Source organism: Kitasatospora sp. NPDC004723 (assembly GCF_040609255.1).
In the GTDB taxonomy this organism is placed as follows: Bacteria; Actinomycetota; Actinomycetes; order Streptomycetales; family Streptomycetaceae; genus Kitasatospora.
Genome location: NZ_JBEXJT010000030.1, coordinates 31,589 through 54,639, shown reverse-complemented (window position 1 = coordinate 54,639; position 23,051 = coordinate 31,589). Strand labels below are relative to the sequence as shown.

22 protein-coding genes are annotated in these 23,051 nt (G+C 75.3%); 14 read left to right on the top strand and 8 right to left on the bottom strand.

Annotated elements, in window-relative coordinates; all coding sequences use genetic code 11:
• Position 1 precedes the first annotated feature (1 nt).
• On the top strand, positions 2-1,201 hold the full coding sequence (locus ABZW10_RS25490) for a glycosyltransferase family 4 protein (RefSeq protein ID WP_355369812.1): 1,200 nt from the start codon (positions 2-4) through the stop codon (positions 1,199-1,201).
• Between the two features lie 102 nt (positions 1,202-1,303).
• Here ABZW10_RS25490 and ABZW10_RS25485 read toward each other — a convergent pair whose 3' ends face one another.
• Complete coding sequence (locus ABZW10_RS25485; RefSeq protein ID WP_355369810.1) at positions 1,304-2,482, bottom strand: glycosyltransferase; 1,179 nt, start codon at positions 2,480-2,482, stop codon at positions 1,304-1,306.
• Positions 2,483-2,500: 18 nt separating this feature from the next.
• Between ABZW10_RS25485 and ABZW10_RS25480 the strand changes: the two genes are divergently transcribed.
• The gene (locus ABZW10_RS25480) at positions 2,501-3,271 is read left to right on the top strand and encodes an aspartate/glutamate racemase family protein (protein WP_355369808.1); all 771 of its coding nucleotides are present in this window, start codon (positions 2,501-2,503) and stop codon (positions 3,269-3,271) included.
• 490 nt (positions 3,272-3,761) lie between these two features.
• On the opposite strand, the gene ABZW10_RS25475 is transcribed toward ABZW10_RS25480, so the two are convergent.
• On the bottom strand, positions 3,762-4,958 hold the full coding sequence (locus ABZW10_RS25475; RefSeq protein WP_355369806.1) for a polysaccharide deacetylase family protein: 1,197 nt from the start codon (positions 4,956-4,958) through the stop codon (positions 3,762-3,764).
• 439 nt (positions 4,959-5,397) lie between these two features.
• On the opposite strand from ABZW10_RS25475, the gene ABZW10_RS25470 reads away from it, so the two are divergent.
• The 6 genes from ABZW10_RS25470 to ABZW10_RS25445 all read left to right on the top strand — a co-directional run bounded on the left by ABZW10_RS25470 (position 5,398) and on the right by ABZW10_RS25445 (position 9,908).
• Positions 5,398-5,667 carry a hypothetical protein gene (locus tag ABZW10_RS25470; protein WP_355369804.1) on the top strand — a complete coding sequence of 90 codons (270 nt, stop codon included), beginning with the start codon at positions 5,398-5,400 and terminating at the stop codon, positions 5,665-5,667.
• 248 nt (positions 5,668-5,915) lie between these two features.
• Positions 5,916-6,758 (top strand): polysaccharide deacetylase family protein, encoded by an 843-nt coding sequence (locus ABZW10_RS25465; RefSeq protein ID WP_355369802.1) that lies wholly within the window; start codon positions 5,916-5,918, stop codon positions 6,756-6,758.
• A complete protein-coding gene (locus tag ABZW10_RS25460; protein ID WP_355369800.1) occupies positions 6,751-7,935 on the top strand; it encodes a glycosyltransferase in 1,185 nt (394 codons plus the stop codon). Before ABZW10_RS25465 ends, ABZW10_RS25460 begins: the two co-directional genes overlap by 8 nt.
• Before the next feature lie 43 nt (positions 7,936-7,978).
• The gene (locus tag ABZW10_RS25455) at positions 7,979-8,737 is read left to right on the top strand and encodes a sugar transferase (RefSeq protein ID WP_355369798.1); all 759 of its coding nucleotides are present in this window, start codon (positions 7,979-7,981) and stop codon (positions 8,735-8,737) included.
• A 26-nt stretch (positions 8,738-8,763) separates the two neighbouring features.
• On the top strand, positions 8,764-9,390 hold the full coding sequence (locus ABZW10_RS25450) for a NeuD/PglB/VioB family sugar acetyltransferase (protein WP_355369796.1): 627 nt from the start codon (positions 8,764-8,766) through the stop codon (positions 9,388-9,390).
• A 29-nt stretch (positions 9,391-9,419) separates the two neighbouring features.
• Positions 9,420-9,908, top strand: coding sequence for an NUDIX domain-containing protein (locus tag ABZW10_RS25445; protein WP_355369794.1), 489 nt, complete (start codon positions 9,420-9,422; stop codon positions 9,906-9,908).
• Between the two features lie 26 nt (positions 9,909-9,934).
• Here the strand turns inward: ABZW10_RS25445 and ABZW10_RS25440 are convergent, their stop codons facing one another.
• Positions 9,935-10,864 (bottom strand): NAD-dependent epimerase/dehydratase family protein, encoded by a 930-nt coding sequence (locus ABZW10_RS25440; protein ID WP_355369792.1) that lies wholly within the window; start codon positions 10,862-10,864, stop codon positions 9,935-9,937.
• A gap of 131 nt (positions 10,865-10,995) precedes the next feature.
• On the bottom strand, positions 10,996-11,535 hold the full coding sequence (locus ABZW10_RS25435) for a PTS fructose transporter subunit IIA (protein WP_355369790.1): 540 nt from the start codon (positions 11,533-11,535) through the stop codon (positions 10,996-10,998).
• A 272-nt stretch (positions 11,536-11,807) separates the two neighbouring features.
• Between ABZW10_RS25435 and ABZW10_RS25430 the strand changes: the two genes are divergently transcribed.
• The 3 genes from ABZW10_RS25430 to ABZW10_RS25420 all read left to right on the top strand — a co-directional run bounded on the left by ABZW10_RS25430 (position 11,808) and on the right by ABZW10_RS25420 (position 14,978).
• A complete protein-coding gene (locus ABZW10_RS25430) occupies positions 11,808-12,065 on the top strand; it encodes a DUF397 domain-containing protein (protein WP_355369878.1) in 258 nt (85 codons plus the stop codon).
• A 735-nt stretch (positions 12,066-12,800) separates the two neighbouring features.
• Entirely contained in the window at positions 12,801-13,295 is a 495-nt protein-coding gene (locus tag ABZW10_RS25425; RefSeq protein WP_355369788.1) for a hypothetical protein, read from the top strand.
• A gap of 414 nt (positions 13,296-13,709) precedes the next feature.
• A complete protein-coding gene (locus ABZW10_RS25420; protein ID WP_355369786.1) occupies positions 13,710-14,978 on the top strand; it encodes an acyl-CoA dehydrogenase family protein in 1,269 nt (422 codons plus the stop codon).
• Between the two features lie 24 nt (positions 14,979-15,002).
• Here the strand turns inward: ABZW10_RS25420 and ABZW10_RS25415 are convergent, their stop codons facing one another.
• Complete coding sequence (locus ABZW10_RS25415; RefSeq protein ID WP_355369784.1) at positions 15,003-16,226, bottom strand: phosphotransferase; 1,224 nt, start codon at positions 16,224-16,226, stop codon at positions 15,003-15,005.
• Between the two features lie 476 nt (positions 16,227-16,702).
• Here ABZW10_RS25415 and ABZW10_RS25410 point away from each other — a divergent pair, with 476 nt between their 5' ends.
• Positions 16,703-18,187 carry a hypothetical protein gene (locus ABZW10_RS25410; RefSeq protein WP_355369782.1) on the top strand — a complete coding sequence of 495 codons (1,485 nt, stop codon included), beginning with the start codon at positions 16,703-16,705 and terminating at the stop codon, positions 18,185-18,187.
• 54 nt (positions 18,188-18,241) lie between these two features.
• Here the strand turns inward: ABZW10_RS25410 and ABZW10_RS25405 are convergent, their stop codons facing one another.
• Positions 18,242-18,589: a PAS domain-containing protein gene (locus ABZW10_RS25405; RefSeq protein ID WP_355369780.1), complete on the bottom strand. Its 348-nt coding sequence runs from the start codon at positions 18,587-18,589 to the stop codon at positions 18,242-18,244.
• Between the two features lie 286 nt (positions 18,590-18,875).
• Between ABZW10_RS25405 and ABZW10_RS25400 the strand changes: the two genes are divergently transcribed.
• Positions 18,876-20,390, top strand: coding sequence for a HEAT repeat domain-containing protein (locus tag ABZW10_RS25400; RefSeq protein ID WP_355369778.1), 1,515 nt, complete (start codon positions 18,876-18,878; stop codon positions 20,388-20,390).
• A gap of 143 nt (positions 20,391-20,533) precedes the next feature.
• Here the strand turns inward: ABZW10_RS25400 and ABZW10_RS25395 are convergent, their stop codons facing one another.
• Positions 20,534-21,382, bottom strand: coding sequence for an undecaprenyl-diphosphate phosphatase (locus tag ABZW10_RS25395; protein WP_355369776.1), 849 nt, complete (start codon positions 21,380-21,382; stop codon positions 20,534-20,536).
• A gap of 252 nt (positions 21,383-21,634) precedes the next feature.
• Positions 21,635-22,348 (bottom strand): class I SAM-dependent methyltransferase, encoded by a 714-nt coding sequence (locus ABZW10_RS25390; RefSeq protein ID WP_355369774.1) that lies wholly within the window; start codon positions 22,346-22,348, stop codon positions 21,635-21,637.
• 137 nt (positions 22,349-22,485) lie between these two features.
• On the opposite strand from ABZW10_RS25390, the gene ABZW10_RS25385 reads away from it, so the two are divergent.
• On the top strand, positions 22,486-23,037 hold the full coding sequence (locus ABZW10_RS25385) for a DUF4396 domain-containing protein (RefSeq protein ID WP_355369772.1): 552 nt from the start codon (positions 22,486-22,488) through the stop codon (positions 23,035-23,037).
• The last annotated feature ends 14 nt before the right edge of the window (positions 23,038-23,051 follow it).

The window sequence follows — 23,051 nt, the reverse complement described above, 5'->3', positions numbered from 1 at the left end:
CGTGCGACCGGTCCGGGTGCTCGTCCATCTCAACAACCTGGCCCTGGGCGGCGCCCAGCTCAACGCGGTCGACATCGCCCGCACCCTGCGCGACCGCGGCCACGATCCGGTGCTGTTCGCCCAGGGCGTGGCCGGCCCGGCGCCGCTGGTCGACGTCGCCGCCGGGCACGGCCTGGACGTGGTGGTGGCGGGCGGTCCCGACACCCCGCACGCCGACGTCCGGCGACGGCTGGGCCGGCTGGCCGCCGAGCACGGCAGCCAGCTGCTGCACGCCTGGGAGGTCCGGGCGGCCCGCAACTCCTACTTCGGGCCCGGGCGTTACGGCCGGCTGCCGGTGGTCACCACCTTCTACGGCATCCGGATGCTGCGCGGCCTGCCCCGGCACCAGCCGCTGGTGCTGGGCCTGGGCGCGCTGATGGGCGACGGCCGGGCCTTCGGCCACCGGGACGTCAGCCTCATCGAGCCGCCGGTGAACACCGCCACGGACGCCCCCGGGCTGGTCGACGGGGCGGCGTTCCGGCGCGAACACGGCATCGGTGACGAGGAGTTGCTGCTGGCCATCGTCACCCGGCTGGTCCCCGCGCTGGAGAAGGACGCCGGCGCGGAGCTCACCGTGGACGCCGTCCGGCAGCTGGACGACCCGCGGGTGCGGCTGGTGATCGTCGGCGCCGGCCCCAGCCTGGAGCCGCTGCGCGCCCGGGCGGCCGCCGTCAACGCGGCGCTCGGCCGCCGGGCGGTGCTGGTCCCCGGGCAGCTGGCCGACCCGCGCCCGGCCTACCAGGCCGCCGACGTCGTCCTCGGCATGGGCGGGTCGGCGCTGCGCGGCCTCGCCTTCGGCAAGCCGGTGGTGGTGCACGGCGCGGCCGGCTACACCGCGGTGCACGAGCCGGGCCCGCTGGTCGAGCCGCACGCCTCGCGCTGCATGTACGGCTTCGGCGACGGTTCGCGCGACCCCGGGGCGCTGGCCGGACAGCTGCGCGGGCTGCTGGACGACCCGGCGCGCCGGGCCGAACTGGGCGACTGGGGGCGGCAGTGGGTGGTCGGCCGGTTCTCGCTGGCGAGCGTGACCAGCTCCTTCGAGGACCTCTACGCCCGGGTGCTGGCCCGGCCGGGCCGCGCGGTGGGCTGGCTGAAGGACCTGGAGCAGATGACCCGGTACGAGTTCACCAAGCCGGCCGCGCTGCGGCTGCTGGGGCGGTGACGCGGGCGACGTCGCGCCACCGGCGGGCGCCCGGGCCTCCTCGTCCGGTGCGAGCCGGGAGATCGTCCGACGGTCCGTCCGGCCGGTGCGGCCCACCCCGGTTCAGTACGTCCGGCCCTTCCAGGCCGCGCCCCGGCCCCGCCAGTGCTGCACCGCCGAGTCGACCGTCATCAGCAGGTAGAGCGAGGCGGTGAACGGCAGCAGCAGCGCGGCCGCCGGCGGCTGCCCGTAGTAGCGCAGCATCGGCAGGAAGGTCCCCGTCATCAGCGCCCAGGCCGCCCCGCCCGCCGCCGCCACCGGCCACGCGCCCCCCGCGAGCCCCGCCACCGTCGCCACCGGCGGCACCAGGTAGACCAGCGCCAGCCCCAGCACCGTCCCCAGCAGCAGCACCGGCGAGTGCCGCAGCTGGGCGTACGCGCTGCGCGACACCATCCGCCACAGCAACGCGAGGCGCGGGTACGGCCGCACGCTGTCCACCTGCTCCGCGAGCCCCAGCCAGGTCCGGCCCCCGGTGGCCTTCACCGCCCGGGCCAGCGACACGTCGTCGATCACCGCGCCCCGGATCGCCGCCACCCCGCCCGCCCGCTCCAGCGCCTCGCGCCGCACCAGCGAGCAGCCGCCCGCCGCCGCGGCCGTCCGTCCACCGGGCCGGTTGCTCCACCGGAACGGGTACAGCTGGGCGAAGAAGTACACGAAGGCCGGCACGATCAGCCGCTCCCAGCCGGTCTCCACCCGCAGCCGGGCCATCTGCGACACCAGGTCCAGCCGGTTCCCCTGCGCGGCGGCCACCAGTTCGGCCAGCGAGTCCGGTCCGTGCGCGATGTCCGCGTCCGTCAGCAGCAGGTACTCGGCGTCCGGACCGGCCAGCTCCACCCCGTGCCGCAGCGCCCACAGCTTGCCCGTCCACCCCGGCGGCAGCGGGGGAGGGGTGGTCACCGTCAGCTCCAGGCCACCGGGGGCGGCGAGCGAACGCGCCAGCGCGCCCGTCCCGTCCGTGCTGTGGTCGTCCACCAGCACCACCCGGGCCCGTCCCGGGTACTTCTGCGCCAGCAGGCCCGGCAGCGACAGCGGCAGCACCTCGGCCTCGTCCCGGGCCGGCACCACCACCGCCACCTGCGGCCAGCGCTCCATCGGCCGGCGCGGCGGCAACCGGACGTCGGTGCGCCAGAACAACCCGTGGCAGCCCGCCAGCCAGAGCCAGACCAGCAGGGAGAGTGCGGCGATCCACAGCAGGACGGTCACCCGGGCAGTCTGCCGCACGCGGGGCCCGGCGCGGGCCATCGACTAAAGTCTTGACCCGTGAAGATCGCACTGATGGACTCGGGAATCGGCCTATTGGCCGCCGCCGCCGCACTCCGGGCGCTGCGTCCGGACGTCGATCTGGTGCTCTCCTCCAACCCCGCCTCGATGCCCTGGGGGCCGCGCACGCCCGAGGAGGTCACCGAGCTCGCGCTCGGCTGCGCCCGGGCCGCCGCCGCGCACCGGCCGGACGCGCTGATCGTCGCCTGCAACACCGCCTCGGTGCACGCGCTCGCCGCCCTGCGCGCCGAACTGGAGCCCGCGCTGCCGGTCATCGGCACCGTCCCGGCGATCAAGCCGGCCGCCGCCCTCGGCGGCCCGGTCGCCATCTGGGCCACCCCCGCCACCACCGGCAGCGCCTACCAACGCGGGCTGATCCGCGACTTCGCCGGAACGGCCGACGTCACCGAGGTCGCCTGCCCCGGGCTCGCCGACGCCGTCGAGCACGGCGACGACGCGGCCGTCGAGGCGGCCATCGCCGCCGCGGCCGTCCGCACCCCGGCCGGCACGGCGGCCGTCGTCCTCGGCTGCACCCACTACGAACTGGTCGCCGACCGCATCCGCGCCGCCGTCGCCCCGACCTCCCTGCCCTCGCTCACCCTGCACGGCTCCGCCGACCCGGTCGCCGCGCAGGCCCTGCGCCGCGTCCTCGACCCCACCCGCGAGGGCACCGGCACCCTCACCGTCCTCCACGCCGGCACCCCCGCCACCCTCCCCCCGGCCGCCCTCGCCTACCCCCAGACCCTCCCCCTCACCGCCCCCACCGCCTGACCCCCGCGCCGCGGCGCCCGCCACGGTCCCTCCCGCCGCCCTCGTGGCACCGCTCACCGGGGTGCTTCCCGGCCTGCGGCCCGCGCGGTGGCTCTCGCCGACCCCGTGGAGGCCGGTCTCCTCACGGCCTCCCGTCCGATGTGACGGCACCGCCCGCCGGGACGGTCCCAGGCCTGCGGCCCTCGGCGGCTGGACAGCCGTTCCGCACAGGAAGTCGGCGGAGCCGACTTTCAGCGACAGCGGCGGGCGGGGGCTGCGGCCTGGGCGTCGGCGTGACCGGCTTCTGACGGCGGGAGTGCCGGTCGGCCGGTAGCCGGGGTGGCTGTGGTGGCTGTGGTGGCGTGGAAAGTCGGCGGGGTCGACTTTCGGTGGCGCGGCGGGCGAGAGCCCCCGCGAGGTCGCGTGGGTGGGTGGCCCGTCGACGGGGTCGACTTCCCGGGGCGGCGCAGGAAGTCGGTGGGGCGACTTCCTGCGCGGGGTGAGGGGAGGGTCAGGCGGCGTGGCCGCGCCAGCGGCGGTAGGCGGGTTCGAGACCCGAGAGGATGGTGTCGAACCGACGGGTGCTGGTGGTGGAGTCCACCTGGAGGCGGCTGATCTGGAGGGGGTGGGTGGGGAGCCGGGGGCCGAGGCGGTGGTCGGAGAGGAAGCCCAGCCGGTAGCCCAGTTCCTGCAGGACGGTCTCGGCCCGGACGTCGTGGCCGCCGTCGGGGTACGCGAAGGCGATCGGGGGCTCGCCGAGCCAGCGGGTGAGGGCCTCGTGGGCGCCGGTGATCTCCGTCCGGACGGTGGCGTCGTCGCAGCGGCCCAGGCACGGGTGCCCCTGGGTGTGGTTGCCGATGGCGACGCCGCCCTCGCGCAGGGCGAGCAGGTCGGCGGGGGTGAGCTGTTCCTGGCCGGGCGGGCGCCGGTCGGCGCTGACCCGCAGCTCGTGGAGGCTGCGCCGGCGGTCCGGGTCGGGCATCGCCTTGAGCCGGCGGAGCAGCTGCGAGGGGTGGCCGCAGTCGAGCGAGCGGGCGCGGCCGCCGTGCCGGGCGAGGAAGTCGGCCTCGTGCCACCAGAACGGCTTCTCGGTGCCGATCAGTTCGGAGATGACGAAGGCGGCGGCCGGGATGCCGCGTTCGATCAGTGCGGGCAGCGCGTGGGTGAGGACGCTGCGGTCGGCGTCGTCGAAGGTCACCAGCACGCTGCGGGCGGGCAGCGGGCGCCGTTCGGCGACGGCCTGCTGCACGGCGGCGAGCGAGACGGGGGTCGCCAGTCCTCGCAGCCGGTCCAGCTGGGCGCCGAACGAGCGGGGGTCGGTCACCCCGTGGTAGGCGAGGACGGCGAGCCGCTGCGCCGCCCGGGCGCGGAACAGCGGCTGGACGGGGGCGAACCGCAGCCACTCACCGCGCGCGTCGGCCGAGTGGCCGGCCGGATGGTCGACCCGCTCGGGCTCGGCCGACCGGTGGACGGGCGGGGAGCAGGTGCGGGTGGCGGTGGAGCGCAGGGCCCGGCCGCCCGACGGGAGGACGGCGGGCGGCCGCGCGGCCGGCGGTGTGACGATCGGCTGCCCGTCGATCGTCACGGTGTCGGGTCCGGGCGGTGCTGCGGTGGTCGGCGGGGGCCGCAGGTCCGACAGGGCGGTCACCACGGCCCTGGTGCGGGCCGTGGGGCCGGAGGTCGACGTCGTGGAATGGGACTGCGGCACGGTTCCCCCTCGGTCGCCGATGCGGCGTGGCGGTACCGCCGGAGGGCGGAGCCCGGCCTCCGACTCCAGGGCACGGCGGCTCCGCCCCCTGGGTATCTCCGGTCCACGGCGGGGACTCCCAACCCGCACCGCGGACGGCTCCTGGATCGCTCAATGTAAGGGAGACAGCTACGCCCCGTTGATGGTTGTACCGGACGGGCAAGGTTTTTTCGCACACCGGGAACCATTCCGGGATCACCCCGAAACGAACCCGGGACAGCTTCCGGACGCCGCCCGGGCATCTCCCGGGTACCTCCGGAAGTCCTCCAGAAGTCCTCCGGAAGGCCTTCGCAACACCTCCCCGAACACCCGCCCCTCCCCTCGCGATCGTCACTCGGAGTGCCCGCCCGATCGCTCCGCGCGTGCTGCCGGTGCGGCGGTGCCGGGGTACCTTGGGCTCATGGCAGATGCGGAACGTGATCACTTCTCCCCGCGCGGCGCGACCCGGATGGCCCGGTACTGTCACGGTGGCCCGCTGGTCACCCACCAGGTGCCGCTCGCGCTGGTGGGCCTGGCCTGCCTCGCGCTGGGGATCGTGGTGGCGGTCGTGGTTCCGGACAGTGACGGCCCGGCGTGGGCGATGGCGGTGGCGGGCTGCCTGGCGGCCGGTGTGCTGCTGCTCGGCCGGATCGGTTTCGCGCTGTTCCGTCGCCGCCGCGCGGCGGCCTGAGAACGGACTGCCGACGGGCCGCCCCCGGGCCCGCGTTCGGAATCACTCGAACATCGCTCACCCGATCGAGTTCAACCGGTCAGATCGGCAGGTTTTCAGCCCATCTGCCAACTCCTTCTCGCTTCTTTCACAATTCCAGGGCACCAGCCCCACAGTTCCCCCTACTGTGATGTCCGTCCGGGGCGCCAACCGCCCCGGATGCGAGGCCACTTGCCGGCGCCGGGGAGGGCGCCGCAGAGGGGGGAACGATGAGCGGCACCGCCGCGCCCGGAACGGCCCCGGCCGGCGGGGGCATCAGGGCCCAGGTGAAACGCCAGCTGGCACGCCGGGCCGGAACCAGCCCCGGCGAGGGCGCCACCGTGCTGATCTACCACCGGGTGGGCGGCGGCAGTCCGGACGAGCTGGACGTGTCCGCCGCCGACTTCGCCGCCCAGGCCGACCTGCTCGCCGCGCTGCCGCCCGGGCGGGTGGTCTCCCTGGACGAGGCCACCGACCGGATCGAGGCCGGCCGCAGCACCCCGGGCGTCGTCCTCACCTTCGACGACGGCTTCGCCGACGTCTACGACAACGCCTGGCCACTGCTGCGCGAGCGCGGCCTGCCGTTCACCGTCTACCTGGCCAGCGGCCACGTCGGCGGCGAGATGCGCTGGGAGGGCTCCACCGCCAAGGCCACCGGCGCCCCCGCGCTCAGCTGGGCGCAGCTGCGCGAGATGACCGCCTCCGGCCTGTGCACGGTCGCCAACCACACCCGCACCCACGCCCGCCCCGAACTGCTCTCCACCGCCGAGCTGGACGCCTGCGGCGACGACGTCGAGGAGCACCTGGGCGTGCGCCCCAGCCACTACGCCTACACCTGGGGCGTGCCGGTCCCGCACATGGAACCGGCCCTGCGGGCCCGCTTCCGGACGGCCGCGACCGGCGAGGTCGGCCGCAACACCCCCGGCGTGGACCCGGTCCGGCTGCGCCGGGTGCCGGTGCGCCGCACCGACCCGATCGACTTCTTCCGCGCCAAGCTCCACGGCCGGCTGCTCCCCGAGCTCGCCTACGCCCGGATCGTCGCCACCGCGAAGGCGGTGGGCGCCCGTGCCTGAGAGCCGGATCCCGCCGCGCCTTCGTGGCCCCGGCGGCCGCCCGCTGCGGGTCGCCCACCTCACCACCGTCGACATGAGCCTGCAACTGCTGCTCGCCACCGAGCTGAAGGTCGATCTGGAGGCCGGCTTCCACACGTACGGGATCAGCGCGCCCGGCCCGTACGTCCCCGAGCTGGAGGCGATCGGGGTGCGCCACGAGCCGCTGCACGCCCTGACCCGGGCCTGGGAGCCGCGCGCCGACGCCGTCGCCGCCCGCGAACTGCTCGCCGTGCTCGACCGGATCCGCCCGGACGTGCTGCACACCCACAACCCGAAGACCGGGGTGCTCGGCCGGGTGCTCGGCCGTCTCGCCCGCGTGCCGGTCGTCGTCAACACCTGCCACGGGCTCTGGGCGCAGGCCCACGACCCGCTCGCCAAACGGGCGTTCGTCCTCGGCGCGGAGGCCTTCGCCGCCCGCTTCTCGCACGCCGAGCTGTACCAGAACGGCGAGGACCGCCGCACCCTGGCCCGCGCCGTCCCGGCCCGCCGCTCGCGGGTGGTCGGCAACGGCGTGGACCTCACCCGCTTTGCCACCGACCCGGGCGAACACACCCGCGTCCGCGCCGGGCTGCGCGCCGAACTCGGCGTCGGGCCGGACGAGCTGCTGGTCGGCGGGGTCGGCCGGCGGGTCGCCGAGAAGGGCATCCGGGAGTACGCGCAGGCGGCCCGGGCGCTGGCCGGCAAGGCCCGGTTCGTCTGGATCGGCCCGGACGACCCGGACAAGCCGGACGCCCACGGGGCCGAGTCGGGCGTCTCCTTCCTCGGCCCGCGCGGCGACATGCCCGCCGTCTACGCGGCCCTCGACGTCTTCGTGCTCCCCTCCTACCGGGAGGGGTTCTCCCGCTCCGCCATGGAGGCCGCCGCCGGCGGCCTGCCGATGGTGCTCAGCGACATCCGCGGCTGCCGCGAGATCGGCACCCACGACGAGCACCTGCTCCTCGCCCCGCCCGGCGACGCCCGGGCCCTCACCGACGCGCTGGACCGGCTTCTCACCGAGCCCGGCCTGCGCGAGCGCCTCGGCGCGGCGGCCCGCCGCCGCGCCACGGCGCAGTTCGACCAGCGGGCGGTCGCCGCCGTCTCGCTGGCGACCTACGCGGCCGTCGCCCGCGCCAAGGGACTGCCCTGGACGGTCGGCTGAGCCTGCCCACGACCCACAACCGCATCAGGGGGGAAGGACCGTCATGAAGCGAGGGGGGGACCTCGTGGTCACTGTCCTGGCCGGGATCGTCGCGATTCCGCTGGGACTGCTGATCGCCCTGCTGATCCGCTGCACGATGGGCGGACCGGTGCTCTTCCGGCAGACCCGGACGGGGCTGCACGGCAAGGAGTTCGAGATCCTCAAGTTCCGCACCATGCGGGACAGGCGTTTCCCCGAGGAGCCGGACGCACCCCGGATCACCCGGCTCGGCGAGCTGCTGCGCCGCACCAGCCTGGACGAGCTGCCGCAGCTGTGGAACGTCGCGCGCGGCGAGATGGGCGTGATCGGGCCCCGGCCCACGCTGCCCGAGCAGGTCGTCCACTACTCCACCCGGCAGCGCGGACGGCTCGACGTCCGGCCCGGCCTGACCGGCTGGGCCCAGGTGCGCGGCCGCAACTCCATCACCTGGCCCGAGCGGATCGAGCTCGACCTCTGGTACGTGGGCAACCGCTCGTTCGGGCTCGACCTGCGGATCCTGCTGCTGACCGTCAAGGTGCTGCTGCGTCCGGCCGGGATCACCGCGGCCGGTGGCGTCAACCCGGGCTTCCCGGCGCCCACCGAGCCCGCCGACACCGGCGCCCCGGTGCCGGCGGCCCCGGACCACCGGGTGCCCGCCGTCGAACGCGCCCCCGCCGTGATCGGCCTGCCCCGGCAGAGCACGGCGCCCCGGCCGGTCCCGCCGGTGCGCACGGCCCCGTCCCGGCCGTCGCCCGTGCACGCGGCCGTCGAGGAGGCGTCCTGAGCACCGGAACGGGCAGGATGGCCCCCGTGCTCCCCGAAACCGCCCCCGACGGGCTCTGGATCGCCGGCGCCGGGGGCGTCGGCCGCGAGGCGCTGGACACCGCGCTCGCGGCCGGCGTCCCGGTCGCGGGTTTCCTCGACGACCACCGGCACGGCGCCACCGTCCGCGGCCTGCCGGTCCGCAGGCCCGCCGAACTCGCACCCGGCGACCGCTACCTGGTCGGGATCGCCGACCCGGCCGTCCGGCGGCGGCTCACCGCCCTGCTGGACGGCCTCGGCGCGGCACCGGTCACCCTGGTCCACCCCCGGGCGCTGATCGCCCCGGACACCGTGCTCGGCCCGGGCTGCCTGGTGATGGGCGGCGCGTACGTGTCCAGCAGCGTCCGGCTCGGCGCGCACAGCCAGGTCCACTACAACGCGACGGTCGGGCACGACGCGGTGCTCGGCGAGCGGGTGACGGTCTACCCGGGCGGCAACGTCTCGGGCGCCGTGCTGCTGGCGGACGGCGCCACCGTCGGCTCCAACGCCGTGGTCCTGCAGGGCCGCAAGGTCGGCGAGCACGCCTTCGTGGGCGCGGCGGCCGTGGTCACCAGGGACGTGCCGCCCGGCGAGGTGGTGGTGGGCTCCCCGGCCCGCCCGCTGCGCCGGGACTGACCCGGCGGCGCCCGGATAGGGTGCGGGCCATGGCCATTCCCGAGTTCCTCGCCGACCTCCGCGCCGTGGTCGGCCCCCGCATGCTCTGGCTCAGCGCCGTCGTCGCGGTCGTCCTGGACGACGACGGCCGGGTGCTGCTCGTCCAGCGCGCCGACGACGGCAGCTGGACGCCGCCCGGCGGCATCCTCGACCCGGGCGAGCAGCCCGCCGACGGCGCGGTCCGCGAGTGCCTGGAGGAGAGCGGGGTGATCGCCGTCCCGGAGCGGCTGGTGGCGGTCACCGTCTCGCCGGAGATCACCTACCCCAACGGCGACATGACGCAGTACCTGGAGCTCGTCTTCCACTGCCGGCCGACGGGCGGCGAGGTCCGGCTGGACGAGGACGAGACCCTGGCGGTCGGCTGGTACGCCCTGGACGCACTGCCGCCGATGGGGGAGAAGGAACTCGCCTGGATCCACCGGGCGGTGGCCGGCCATGCCGAGGCGGGCTTCGAGTGGAACGGCCTGCCGCGCCCCTGACCGCAGGCCCGAGGCCCGAACGCGTCCTACAGCCCGCGGAACCAGTCCGTCGTCCGCTCCAGCCCCTCGCGCAGCGGCACCGGCCGGACGTCCGGGAACAGCTCGCGCAGCCGCGCGTTGTCGGCCTGCGAGTCCCGGACGTCGCCGGGCCGCGGGTCGACGTGCGCCACCTCGACGGGGTGGCCGAGCACCGACTCCAGCTCGCCGATCAGCTCCAGCAGCGAGGTGCGGGTGCCGAAGGCCAGGTTGACCGGGTCGGCGTGCACCACCCGGCGCAGCACCGCCTCGGTGATCACCTGGGTGACGGTGCCGACGAAGGTGAAGTCCCGGCTCTGCCCGCCGTCCCCGTGCACGGTCACCGGACGCCCGGCCAGCGCGGCGTCCAGGAAGGCCGGGACCACGGCCGCGTAGGCGTGCCCGGCGGGCTGCAGCGGGCCGAAGACGTTGAAGAACCGCAGCGGGAGCACCCCGAGCCCGTAGCAGTGGTGGTAGGCCGCCAGGTAGGACTCGGTGGCGAGCTTGCTGACCGCGTACGGGCTCATCGGCGCGGTGCGCATGGTCTCCCGCTTGGGCAGCTCGCGGTTGGCGCCGTAGACGGAGGAGGAGGACGCGGCGGCCACGTAGAGGCCCCCGGCGCGGCGGGCCGCCTCCAGCACCTCCAGGGTGCCGGTGGCGTTGGCGTGGTGGCTGGCCAGCGGGTCGGCCACCGAGCGGGGCACGGACGGCAGCGCGGCGAGGTGGACGACGGCGTCGGCGCCGGCGAAGGCCTCGTCCAGCAGCGCCGGGTCGAGGACGGAGCCCTCGTGGAGCACGGCGCCGGTGCCGTCCAGGTTGGTCTTGTGCCCGGTGGAGAGGTCGTCCACGACCCGGACCTGGTCCACCTCGGGCCGGGCCAGCAGGGCCCGGACCAGGTTGGCCCCGATGAATCCGGCTCCGCCGGTGACGACCACGCGCATGGCTGAGGTTCCCCCCTCACGGCCGGCCCCGCGGCCGGTCCTGCGCCGATGGTAGCCGCGCGGTCACCCGCCGTGGGCCGGATCCCGGAGAACGGCCGGAAGCGGACACGGCGGGCCCGGGGCGGAGGGTTTCAGCCCTTGGGCTGGCGGTAGGCCTCCTCGGCGGCGTCCAGCACCGCCGCGAGGTCGCCGCCGGCCGTGGCGGTGGCCACCGCGGCCACCGCGCCCTCGACGAACGGGGCGTTGGCGAACCGGACCGGGAACGGCAGGCCGTGCTCGTCGGCGTCGGCGAGCAGCCTGCGGACGGTGGTCACCGCGCCGCCGAGATCGGCCAGCACGACCACGCCGTGGCCCTGGTCGACCCGGCGGGTGGCGGCGGCGACCAGGACGGCGCTGATGCCGGGGCCGGCCACCAGGTCCCCGCCGCTCGCGGCCACCGGGGCGGGGGAGCCGTCGTCGGTCAGGGCGAGGGCGAGGGCGCGCACGGCGTCGGCGAGTTCCTGGCTGTGCGAGACGAGGACGACGCCGACCCGGCCGTGCGTGGGGGGCCGACCCGGGGCGGGCCGGGGCTGCGGGGCAGGGGCGGGCGGGGTGCGGGGCGCCGGAGGGTGGGCCGAGGGGGCGTCGGAGATGGGGATGACATCGGCGCGGCTGCCGTCCCGGCGGCTCATCGGCTGCTCCTCGGGCGCTCGGTGGGGGCTGGACGGTGGGGTGCTCGGGCGGGCGTGCTCGGTGGGGGCTCCCCACACTCTGGCAGTTCGCCCGCCGCCCGCCCGCGTGGGACACGCTTCCGGCGGCGGGCCGGGCCCGCTGACGGTCCGTCGGCCCCGGCCGGGGGAGTCCTGCCGATCCCGCTGACCGGGGGCCGCGCGGGTGACTAGGCTGGGGCCGTTCAGGCCGTCGGGAGGAGAGACCAGCAGTGGCAGCCAACAGCGGGACCGGGGTGGAGTCGGCCGGGGTCGGGACGGAGCCGGCCGGAGCGGCGGAGCTCGGCGCGAACGGGAAGCCGAAGGTGGACTTCACCGGGGCGACCTGGCTGTGCAGCAGCCAGGGCGTGGGCGACGTCCAGATCGCCTTCGTGGACGGCTACATCGGGATGCGGGACGGCCGTCAGGAGGACGGCCCGGTCCTGGTGTTCACGCCCGGGGAGTGGCGGGCCTTCGTGCTCGGCGCGCGGGACGGCGAGTTCGACCTCACCTGACCGGATCCGGCCGGACGCCCCTCGGGGCGTCCGGCCGGATCCGGAGGCTGTGTCGAAGGTCTCGGTGCCGAAGGTCTTCCCGAAGGTCTCCGGGGATCATCGTTCCGATCACATTTGAGCGTGCCCCGTCATAATTTCTGTTGACTGCTGGACAAACGCAGCTCAGAGTATGAGCACAGGCAGACGCCGTGCCCACCGCCCCCACGCGGCCAGACACGGCGCCTGCTGTGCAACCCGACAGCGCTGCCGGGTTTCCTCCCAGTCATCCCCTGCGCACCGGGGGTGCGTCGGCCGTTCCCGGCCCACGAGGGGCCGGTAGTCGCCGGGAGGATGGCGCCGAATCCGAGAGCGACTCGGATGTCGGTGCCGGTGCCCGGGACCCGCACGCCCCCACGCGGCGGCGTCCCGAGCAGATCCGCGGGAGCGACGGGCCGGGGCCCCGCGGACCTTGCTTGTGATGCATGGAACTGTTGGCTTGTGTGCTGTGCTGTGTGCCACCTCGAAGCTGGGTGCTCGGCGGATCGACACGACGGTGTGCACAGTGAGGGAAACGCGTGTAGGGCCGCGTTGCGACAGGCCGTCCCCCCGAAGGGTGAAACCCAGAACGGCTGTCGTGCTGAACCGAACGTAGCCCGGACGGTTGCTCAGAGTCAACATTGGTCTCTGAGCGTGGATCTCCGTCCGGCGTCCCACCCACCCCGCGAGCGTGGTGTGCCGGGCACGTACGATGTTCCCATGTCTTTTCTCCGCCGTCGCTCCGGTCAGCCCACCGGCCCGGACTTCGACGTGCTCGCCATGGACCCGGGCGACTGGCCCGGCGACTTCGGTGCGGCCATGATGACCGGCCCGGACGGCTCCTGCCAGGGGATTTTCCTGCGCTACGACCTGTTCGGCGGCAGAGGCCCGGCGATGTTCATCGGCAACCTCCCCGAGGGTTCGCCGGCCCGGGACACCGGCGACAGCGTGCCCTTCGAGGTGCGTCAGCTGCTCGCCGCCCTCGGTGACGAGGAACCGGTCGACTTCGTCTCGGCGGAGGACTTCCCGGTCATGCTCGGGGACGACCTGCTGATCGTGAAGAAGGTCAAGGTCAGCGAGGGCCGGGTCTTCTGCGCCCAGTTCGGCCGGAGTGACGGCGTGCAGGTCACCATCGCCTCCTGGGACCGACCGATTTCGGACGACCTCTACCAGTTGCTCAAGCCGCTGCCCGCGGACATGTTCCAGCAGGGCTGACGGGTACGGGAACCGTGCCCCGGAGGGCAGGGTTCCGGTCGCCCGGTCCGGCACTCGTCGCACTCCCGTCACCCCGTTCGTTCCGGGCCTCGGGCGCTGCTTGACGGCCTCGATCACGGCTTCGTAAAGTCGCGGACATGTCGTGCCGTCCCCTGCTGCTGACCCGTCGCAGCTACCTCGACCTGCGGCGCACCGCCAGCGCGGCGTGTCCGGGCCACTGAGGGGGATTCGTCCCCGAGGCGGCGGGCGGTCGGCCGAACAGCCGGCGCCGGTCCGGGGGCGGGTCTTCCGCTGAACCCGGGTTCCGGGGGCGGGAATTCCGCCGACCTCCGGGGTCGCCTACCGGTACCGCGCGCCCGTTGCGGGTGTGTCGAGGAGTCAGAGCCCACGCTGCCGCCCGGAGGCACCAGCCCCATGAGCACCATCGCTGCCGATCAGTCGCCCGCCGTTCCGTCGCCCGTCGCCTCCGCCCTCGCGGGGCTGCCCCGGGTCGTCGACCTGCTGGCCGCCCGGGCCGAGGAGCACGACCGCGACGCAACCTTCCCCTACCAGGGCATCGAGGCCGTGCACGAGGCCGGACTGCTCACCCTGACCGTCGACCGGCGGTACGGCGGACCCGGCGGCACGCTCGCCGACACCGTCCAGGTGCTGTCCCAACTCGGGCGCGGGGACGCCTCGGTGGCCGTGGTCACCGCCTTCACCCTGCTCCAGCACGCCGAACAGGCGCGGACCGCCGGCTGGCCGGTGGCCGGTTACCGGCGGCTGCTCACCGAGTCCCGGCGCGGACCGGCCCTGGTCAACACCCTGCACGCGGAGCCCGGCGCCCGCGCCGGCGAGCCGCCGGCCACGGTGGCCCGCTGGGACGGCACGGGCTGGCGGCTCACCGGCCGGAAGACGTACTGCGCCGGTGCCGAGGCTCTCGCCTGGATGGCGGTGACCGCCCGGACCGACGAACCGGAGCCCCGGACCGGCACCTTCCTGGTGCGCGGCGAGAGCGAGGGGCTGGAGGTCGACCCGACCTGGGACCAGCTGGGCCTGCGGGCCAGTGCCAGCCATGACGTGGTGCTGGACGAGGTGCGGGTGCCCGCCGAGCTCGCGCTCGGCCTGAACCCGCCGAAGGGCGGCGCCGGAAGGGGCGTGACCGGTTCTGCCGCGCGCCCCGGTTCTGCCTCGACCGCCGCCTCGACCGCCGCCGGGGACGCGCCCTGGGCCGTCCCGGCGGCCGAACTCGCCCGCGCCTGGCACGATCTGGCGCTCTCCGCGGTGGCCGTCGGGGTGGCCCGCTCGGCCCAGGACTGGCTGGTCCGCTTCCTGCACCAGCGAACTCCGGCCAATCTCACCGAGCCGCTCGGCAGCCTGCCCCGCTACCGCAGCGCGCTGGGCGAGATCGAGGCCCAGCTGATCGGCGCCGAGGAACTGGTCCACGGGCTGGCCCCCCGGGTGGACAGCGCCGAGCCGGAGGCCGTCGCCCGGACCGGACCGGCCCACCTGCTGGCCACCCGGGCCGCGATATCCGCCGTCCAGCAGGCCGTCTCGCTCACCGGCAACCCGGGACTGAGCCGCCGTCACCCGCTGGAGCGCTACCTGCGGGACGCGCTCAGCAGCCGGGTCCACCTGGCCCCCGACGAGGCCGTCCTGGAGGCCGCGGGCCGGGCCGCCCTGGAACGCGGCGCCCGGCCCTGACCGGACGCCGGCGGCCGGCCGGCGTCACCTCGTCCCGACGGCGGCCCGGACCGCGCGGCGGGCCAGCGCGGCGTCGTCGTACAGCCGGCGGATCATGATCCGCTGCTCCTCGCCGGCGCCCGGCACGTCGTACAGCCGGATCTCGCGCATCAGCACCAGCACCAGGTTCACCAGGAACGCGTCCCGGGCCAGCGTGCCGCCGCTCTGGGCGAGTTGGCTGATCTGCCGGCGCGCCGCGGTGTCCCCGGAGAGCACGCTCCAGAGCACCGCCAGGTCGTAGCCGGGCAGGTACCAGCCGGCCTGCTCCCAGTCGACCAGCACCGGGCCGGACGGCGCCAGCAGCATGTTGCTGAGCAGCGCGTCGCCGTGGCAGAGCTGGAGCGGGGCGTGCCCGAGGCCGTGCAGCAGACCGCGCAGGTCCCCGGCGTCCCGGTCGGTGAGCTGGCCCACCGAGTGGTAGCGGGCGATCTCCAACTGGTAGTCCAGCCGGGGCTGGAACACGTCGGTCGGTGGCCGCCACAGGTTGAGCGTGCGAACGGCGGTGAGCAGCGCCCGCACCTCGCCCGGCGTGGGCGCGTTGGCCGGGTGGCGCTCCCGGGCGGCCGGGCGGCCGGGCACGCGCTCCATGACGAGCACGCAGCGGTCGTGGTCGGCCGCCACCAGCCGGGGCAGCCGCACCGGCGGGCGGTGCCGGACGAAGGCCCGGTAGACCGCCACCTCGTGGTGGAAATCGGCCACCAGCTGCTCGAAGTACTCACTCCGCACCGCCTGCGGGGAGAGGCACTTGGCCACCACCGGCGCCCGGCCGATGGTGCCCGCCACCAGGATGTGGCGGCTCCCCTCGCGCAGCACCTGGCGCGGGGTGAACGCGGGACATATCCGCGAGACGCCGGCGAGCGCGGCCCGGACGGACGGCGTCTGCAGCGCCGAGGGGTCGATCCGCTCCTGTGCCGCGGGCTGGCCCGGCCGGACCGGCGGGCGCAGCAGCCGGCCGTCGCCGGGGCGGGCGGCGGGGATCCGGGCCCCGGGGACACGGGGTCCGGCGGCCTCGGGCGAGCGGAGCCCCAGCGCGGCCCGGGCGGCCTGGCCCCGGGGGTCCGCGGGCCGGCCGTCGGCGGCGCCGCGCGGGGCGGCCGGCCGGGACGGCGGCGGGACCTGCTTCGGGCCGGGACGGCCGGCGGCTGCGGTGGGGGGGCGCAGCGCGGTCCGGGGCGCGGTCGGCGTCGGGGAGGTCGCTGAGGAGTACATGGGGTGAGGGAGATCCCTTCCTGGTCCGTCTCGGATGAGCCCGCGGGGGCGGGGAGGGCCGTGCCGCCGGGTTCCTGGTCCGGCGGCGGGCCCCTGTTCGGTCCGGTGGGTGGTGCGCGGGCGCCGGGCACGGACGCCGGGGCCGGAACCCCGTGCTGCGGCGGTGGACCGGCCGTCCGCACCCTGGGGAATGCGGTCGGCCGGTTCTGCCGCGGCCGTGCCCGGCGCCCCCGCGCCACCCGGCCGCGCCACCCCCTCGGGTGAGGACCGGGAGCGCCCCGGAACCCGCACGGGGGAACTCCCCGAACCGGTCTGGGGCGCCGCCCGACCCGGAGGCGGGGTGGCGCACCTCTACATCACACCCGGACGACGGTGGTTGGTAATGTGGCGGACCCTGGCGAAGCCTGGCGAATGCTCGCCGGGTACCTGACGGAGCCTCTAGCCTCGGACCAGCCGAGGAATCCTGGGGGCTTCACTTGAGCAGGGGACCCAACACCCGACTCGCCGATCTGTTCGTCCTGACCGGATGGTCGAAGGGCGAGCTGGCCCGGCTGGTCAACAGGCGGGGTGCCGCGATGGGGCAGCAGCAGCTGTCCACCGACACCTCGCGGGTGCGGCGGTGGATCGAGCAGGGGGAGATCCCGCGCGATCCGGTGCCGAGGGTACTGGCAGCCGTGTTCACGGAGCGGCTCGGCCGTGTCGTCACCACTGAGGACCTCGGTCTGGAGCGACACCGGCCCACCAGGACCGGAGCGGGGCAGTCCGCCACCACGTCGACATGGGAGCCGGATCGGACGGCCGCGGTCCTCACCGAGTTCACGGGAATGGACCTCATGCTGAACCGACGTGGATTGGTGGGTGCGGGCGCCGCGCTCACGGCCGGGGCGGTCATCGCCGACTCGTTGAAGGGCTGGCTGGGCGGGGAGGCGGTCGCGTACGCGGCCTCGGCGCCCGGTCCGCGACAGGTGGTCACCCAGGGCGGTGTCCGGCCGGTGGTGGACCTGTACGACGCGGGCCCGGTGGGGGCCGAGGAGGTGCAGGCGCTGGAGCGTTCGGTGCAGGTGTTCCGGGCCTGGGACGCGGCCCGCGGCGGCGGCCTGCAGCGCAAGGCGGTGGTCGGTCAACTCAACGAGGTGGGAGGGCTGCTGACGCACCGCCACAGTGCCTCCGTGGAGCGGCGGTTGTGGCTGGTCGCGGCCAACCTCGCGGTGCTGGCGGGCTGGATGTCGCACGACGTGGGGCTGGAGCCGACCGCGCAGAAGTACTTCACGCTGGCCGCCGAGTCGGCGAAGGAGGCCGACGACCGGCCGCGGGCGGGGGAGGCGCTCTCCCGGGCGGCGCGCCAGATGGTGCACCTCGGGCGGGCCGACGACGCGATCGACCTGATGGCCGCGGCGCGGGCGAGCGGCGGCCGGATGCTGCCGAGCACCCGGGCGATGCTGAACACCGTGGAGGCGTGGGCGCACGCGTCGGTCGGGCAGTCGCAGGCGACCTGGCGGCTGCTGGGGGAGGCGGAGGACCTCTTCGCGGAGGACCCGGACGGTCCGCCGCCGTCCTGGATGCAGGTCTTCGACGAGGCGGAGCTGCGCGGGATGCAGGCGCTGGTGCTGCGCACGCTCGCCGAGCACGACCTCTCGGCGGCCGGTGAGGCGCGCCGGCACGCCGAGCGGGTGATCCGGCTGCGGGAGGGGACCGGTCAGCTGCGCTCGGCGCTGTTCGACCGGATCACGCTGGCCTCGGTGCACTGGCTCACCGGGGAGCCGGAGGCGGCGGACGCGCAGGTCAGGGAGGTGCTGCGGCTGATCGGCCAGAACTCCTCGCACCGGACGTGGGACCGGCTGCGGGAGATGTACCGGCTGACCGCGCGCTACCGGGGGGTGCCGGCGGTGGACGAGCTGCGGGACGAGCTGGGGCAGGAGCTGCGGGTGGCGGCGGAGAAGAACCGGTCCCGGTTCGCCTGATCCCGGCCGGGCCCGGGCCCGGGGCCTCGGGGCGTCCGGGGGCCGGGCGGGCGGTCAGCAGGCGCGGGCCGGGCGCAGCAGCATGCGCAGGGCGGTGACCGTGCCGTCGCTGCCGAGCACGGGCTCGCCGGCGCACTCGACCATGCCGTGTCCGCCACCGGGGTGGCGGACCTGGAGGGTGCCGACGGCGGACCGGCCGTGCACCAGCGCGTCGGTCATCATCCGGCGCAGCTGCGGCCGGTCCGCCTCGCTCAGCCGGTCGGGCAGCCGGTCGAGGCTGAGCGGGCCGTGGCCGGGGTCGCAGCCGAGCAGTCGGTAGGCCTCGGCGGACCAGTGCACGTGGTCGGTGCGCAGGTCCCATTCGGCGGCGGCGACCGTGTCGCGGCCGGGCGTCGGTGTCATGGGCATGGTGTGTCCAGTCATCCGTGCGCGGCGGTCGGCCGGCGATGGTGGGATCGACTGTCGCACAGCGGTCCGACGTCCGTGGGCGATTTGGACAGAACGCCGCCAAAGTTCCCCCGGCATATGCCAGTGCGCACAAAGGCCCGGTCGCCCTGTGTGCGACGGGCTGTCCGAAGCGGTAACCTTCGGTGATTCCGGCGCCCGGGCGCCCACCGCAGTACCGACCAGAGACCCCGGCGACGGAAATCCCGTTGCCACTACGACCGCCGCAACGGATGCTGACCTCATGTTCGAGCCAGTGATAGCACCCAGTGCCAGCCTCCTCGGCCTCCTGCAGCGAGGTCGCGGTGACGGGCAGCTCCATGCGCTGGCCGCCGACCGTACCGAGGCCATCGCCGCGTTGGAGGAGTGCGTCACCAGGGACCCGCGAGCCGACTGGCAGGTCGAGAACCGCTCCCTCTACTACGCGCGCCTCTACATGGAGCTGGAGGCGTCGCTCGACGGCATCGAGGACCACCTCCACTCCCCGGAGGACCTCCTCGACGAGGACGAGGCCCGCACCGGCCTCGCGCTGTCCGTCCTGGGCCACCTCGCCGCGTACGGCCGCCGGGACGCCCTCCTCATGCTCCGCGAGTACGCCGCCACCGGCACCAACTGGGCCTGGGCCCTGGACGAGCTGGCGCTGCGCGACGACGACCGCGGCCTGCTGCTGCTCGGGACCGCCGTGCTGGACCGCTTCGCGCCGGGCCCCGAGGGTGACGCCGAGCTGCGCGAGACCATTCGGGGCGCCTACGAGCCCAGGCCCTGGCGGCTCTGGGCCGCCTACCACCCCAGAGTGGCCGCGGCCAGTGAGCAGTCCCCCTTCGACCTGTGGCAGCGCCAGCTGAACCGCAGCGGCGTCACCCCCGGCTGGTCCACCGCCGACGTACTGGCCTGGGCCGACCAGGGCGAGCTCGGCGGCCTCGGCGCCGCGGCCTTCGCCGGCGGCCCGGTCCGCCCCGAGGCGTCCCGTGACGCCGGCTCCCCGGCCCGCCCCGACGCGGTGGACCGCCGCGCCGCCGCGGCCGCCCGCTGCCTGGCCGCCGTGGTGCGGCCCGAGGACCTCGGCGTTGTGCTGGAGGCGGCCCGCACGGGTCTGCCCGGTGCCCGCCGGGCCGCCCTGCGCTACCTCGTCGACCAGTGCGACCCGGCCGCGGCCGGCCTGATCGAGGTGGCCGCCGCCGACGTGGACGACCGGATGGTCCGGTTCGCCCTGGAACTGCTCGGCCGGATGCGCGGCCCGGAGGCGCTGGCCCAGGCCCGCCGCTGGGCCGACCCGGCCACCGGCGGCGCCGACAGCGCCCTCGGCGAGGCGGCCGTCCGGCTGCTGGCCGACGCGGGGGAGCCCGCCGACGGCCCCCTGGTGGTGGGCGGGCTGCGCCGCTGGGTCTCGGTCCACGGGGTGTCCGGGACCGACGCCGGGCTCGGGACGCTGGTCGACGGCGCGGGGCGGCTGGCCGCCGCCGGAGCCGTCCCGGTCCTGCGCCACATCTACGGGGAGGCCGTCTCCTCGGAACTGCGCGGTCGCGCCGCCCGGGCGCTCGCCGCGACCGACGTGCACTTCCCCGAGGGGCCGGCCGTCGAGTGCCTCTGGGACTGCGAGGAGTCCACCCGGGAGCTCGCCGCGAGACACGTCGCCACCACCGGCGACGCCCGTGTGCTGGAGCGCCTGCGCCGCCTCGCCGCCGACCCGGCCGAGGAGGCCGAGGTCCACGCCGCCGTCCGGGGCCGGCTGACGGCCGCCCGGGAACGCCGCCGCTAGCGCGCCGCCTGCGCCAAGGCTCCGCCGAGACTCCGCGCACCGGCCGCGTGTGCTCCGCGGCAGCAGCAGAGCGGGCCGGCCCACCGTGGAGGTGGGCCGGCCCGCTCTGCTGCTCCCGAATGGAACGCGGTTCTCGTTCGCCGCTACTTCGCGACCACGCCGGCGTCCGGGGCCAGCGTGCCCACGGAGACCAGGACGATGATCAGGATGCCGAGCGCGATGCGGTAGATCACGAACGGCATGAAGCTGTTGTTCGAGATGTACTTCAGGAACCAGGAGATCGCCGCGTAGCCGACCACGAAGGCGATCAGGGTGGCCAGGATGGTCGGGCCCCAGGCCGGAGCCGGCCCCTCGCCGATCTTGAACAGCTCCAGGACGCCGGAGGCCAGCACCGCCGGGATCGCCAGCAGGAACGAGTACCGGGCCGCCGCCTCGCGGCTGTAGCCGAGCAGCAGGCCCGCGCTGATGGTGCCGCCGGAGCGCGAGACGCCCGGGATGAGTGCGAGCGCCTGGGCCATGCCGTAGCCGGCCGCGTGCGGCAGGGTCAGGTCGGTGATCGGCTTGGCGTGCCGGATCGCCCGGGTGCGGTCGGCGACCGCCAGGATCACGCCGAACAGGATCAGCGTGCTGCCGATGATCCGCAGGTCGCGGAGGTCCTGCTCGATGGTGTCCTGGAACAGCTTGCCCAGGATGCCGATCGGCAGGGTGCCCATGATCACGAACCAGCCCATCCGCGCGTCCTGGTGCGAGCGCAGCGCGGGCTTGAACAGCGAGAGCGTCCAGGTCTTCACGATCGCCGCGATGTCGCGGCGGAAGTAGATCAGCACCGCGGTCTCGGTGCCGAGCTGCGTCACGGCGGTGAAGGCCGCTCCCGGGTCCTTCCAGCCCAGCAGGGCGGGGAAGACCCGGAGGTGGGCGCTGGAGGAGATCGGCAGGAACTCGGTGAGTCCCTGGATCAGGCCGAGGACGGCCCCGTGGAACCACTCGATCACCGGACACCCGCCCGGGGTATCCGTCGCTCGATGCGCATGAAGCGTTCCTTGTTGGTCGGTGCGGGAACGGCCCTGCGAACCGGCCGGCGCGGTCCAGCGGCGCGGCTCGATGGCAGGCGAACCACCGGTCCCGCCCGGCGCTACGGGCCGCGCGCGGGCCCGGCGTCCGCCTGATGCTACGCCGTTCAGGTGACGGCCTGTCGCCCGCCCCCACTTTCGGGGCCGTTCCCGCGACCGGTGCCCCCGGACCGGTCAGCCGGCCACCGGCCGGGCCCGCACCCAGACCCGGTCCTCGGTCAGATAGGAGTCGACGGCCAGCCCGGCCTCGGCGAGCGCCTGTTCGAACTCCGCCCGGTCCATCGGGCGCGACAGGAAGGTCTGGGTCCACGTGGCGTCCGGGAACTCGTACTCCACGTGCACCTGGTTGACGCCCTCGGCCACCGGCGTGGCCGAGGCCACCCGGACCAGCCCGTCCGTCCCGAGCGGACGCTCGCGCGGCACCTTCGCCCGCGCCTGCCAGTCCTCGCCCTCGCGCTGGATCAGCACGCAGCCGTCCTCGGCGACGTGCCGGCGGCAGGTGTCCAGCAGGCCCCGGCGGACGTCCAGGCTGCCGGCGTGGATCAGGAAGGAGGCGAGCAGTACGACGTCGAAGCGCTCGCCGAGGTCGAGGTGCTCGATCGGGCTGCGCACGGTGCGCGCCCCGCGGACCCGTGCCAGCATCTCGGCGGACTCGTCCACCGCCGTCACCCGGAAGCCCCGCTCCAGCAGCGGATGGGTCATCCGGCCCACGCCGCAGCCGAGTTCGAGCAGGCTCGCGCCGGGCGGGACGGCGCCCGCGATCAGCTCGGGCTCGTCGTTGACGGGCAGTCGTGCGTACATGTCGACCGCGCAGCCGTCCGGGGTGATCGTGCCCGGGCCGGTGCCGCGGTAGCCCTCGCGGTGCTGGGAGTGTCGTTCGTCAGCCATGCGAACCATCCGAGCACGGCGGGCGCGGGGTGGGAAGAGGGCGTGCGCAACCGTGCTTGGCAGATACCCCAGGGGGGTATAGAGTCATCGACGAACCGGGCAGCACGGCCACAGGGAACGAGCACGTGGAGGACGACATGGCGCATCCCGCCCAGCACGACCACCAGCAGCACGCCGGCCACGAGCACCACGAGCACCATGGCCACGAGGGCCACGCGCAGCACGGACACGGTGGGCACGGCGGCGGGGCCACCACCTGGGCGGCCGCGGCGCAGGCGACCCTGCACTGCCTCACCGGCTGCGCCATCGGCGAGATCCTCGGCATGGTGCTCGGCACCGCCTTCGGGCTGCACAACGGCGCCACCGTGGTGCTCTCGATCCTGCTGGCCTTCGTCTTCGGCTACGCGCTGACCATGCGCGGCGTGCTCAAGGCCGGCCTGGACGTCCGCGCCGCCGCCAAGGTCGCGCTGGCCGCCGACACCGTCTCGATCATCGTCATGGAGATCATCGACAACACCGTGATGATGACCGTCCCCGGCGCCATGGACGCCGGTCTCGGTGACCTCCTGTTCTGGCTGGCGCTGGCCGGCTCGCTGCTCCTGGCCTTCGTCCTGACCGTCCCGGTCAACAAGTGGATGATCGGCAAGGGGCGCGGTCACGCCGTGGTGCACGCCTACCACCAGCACTGACCGCTCGCCCGCGC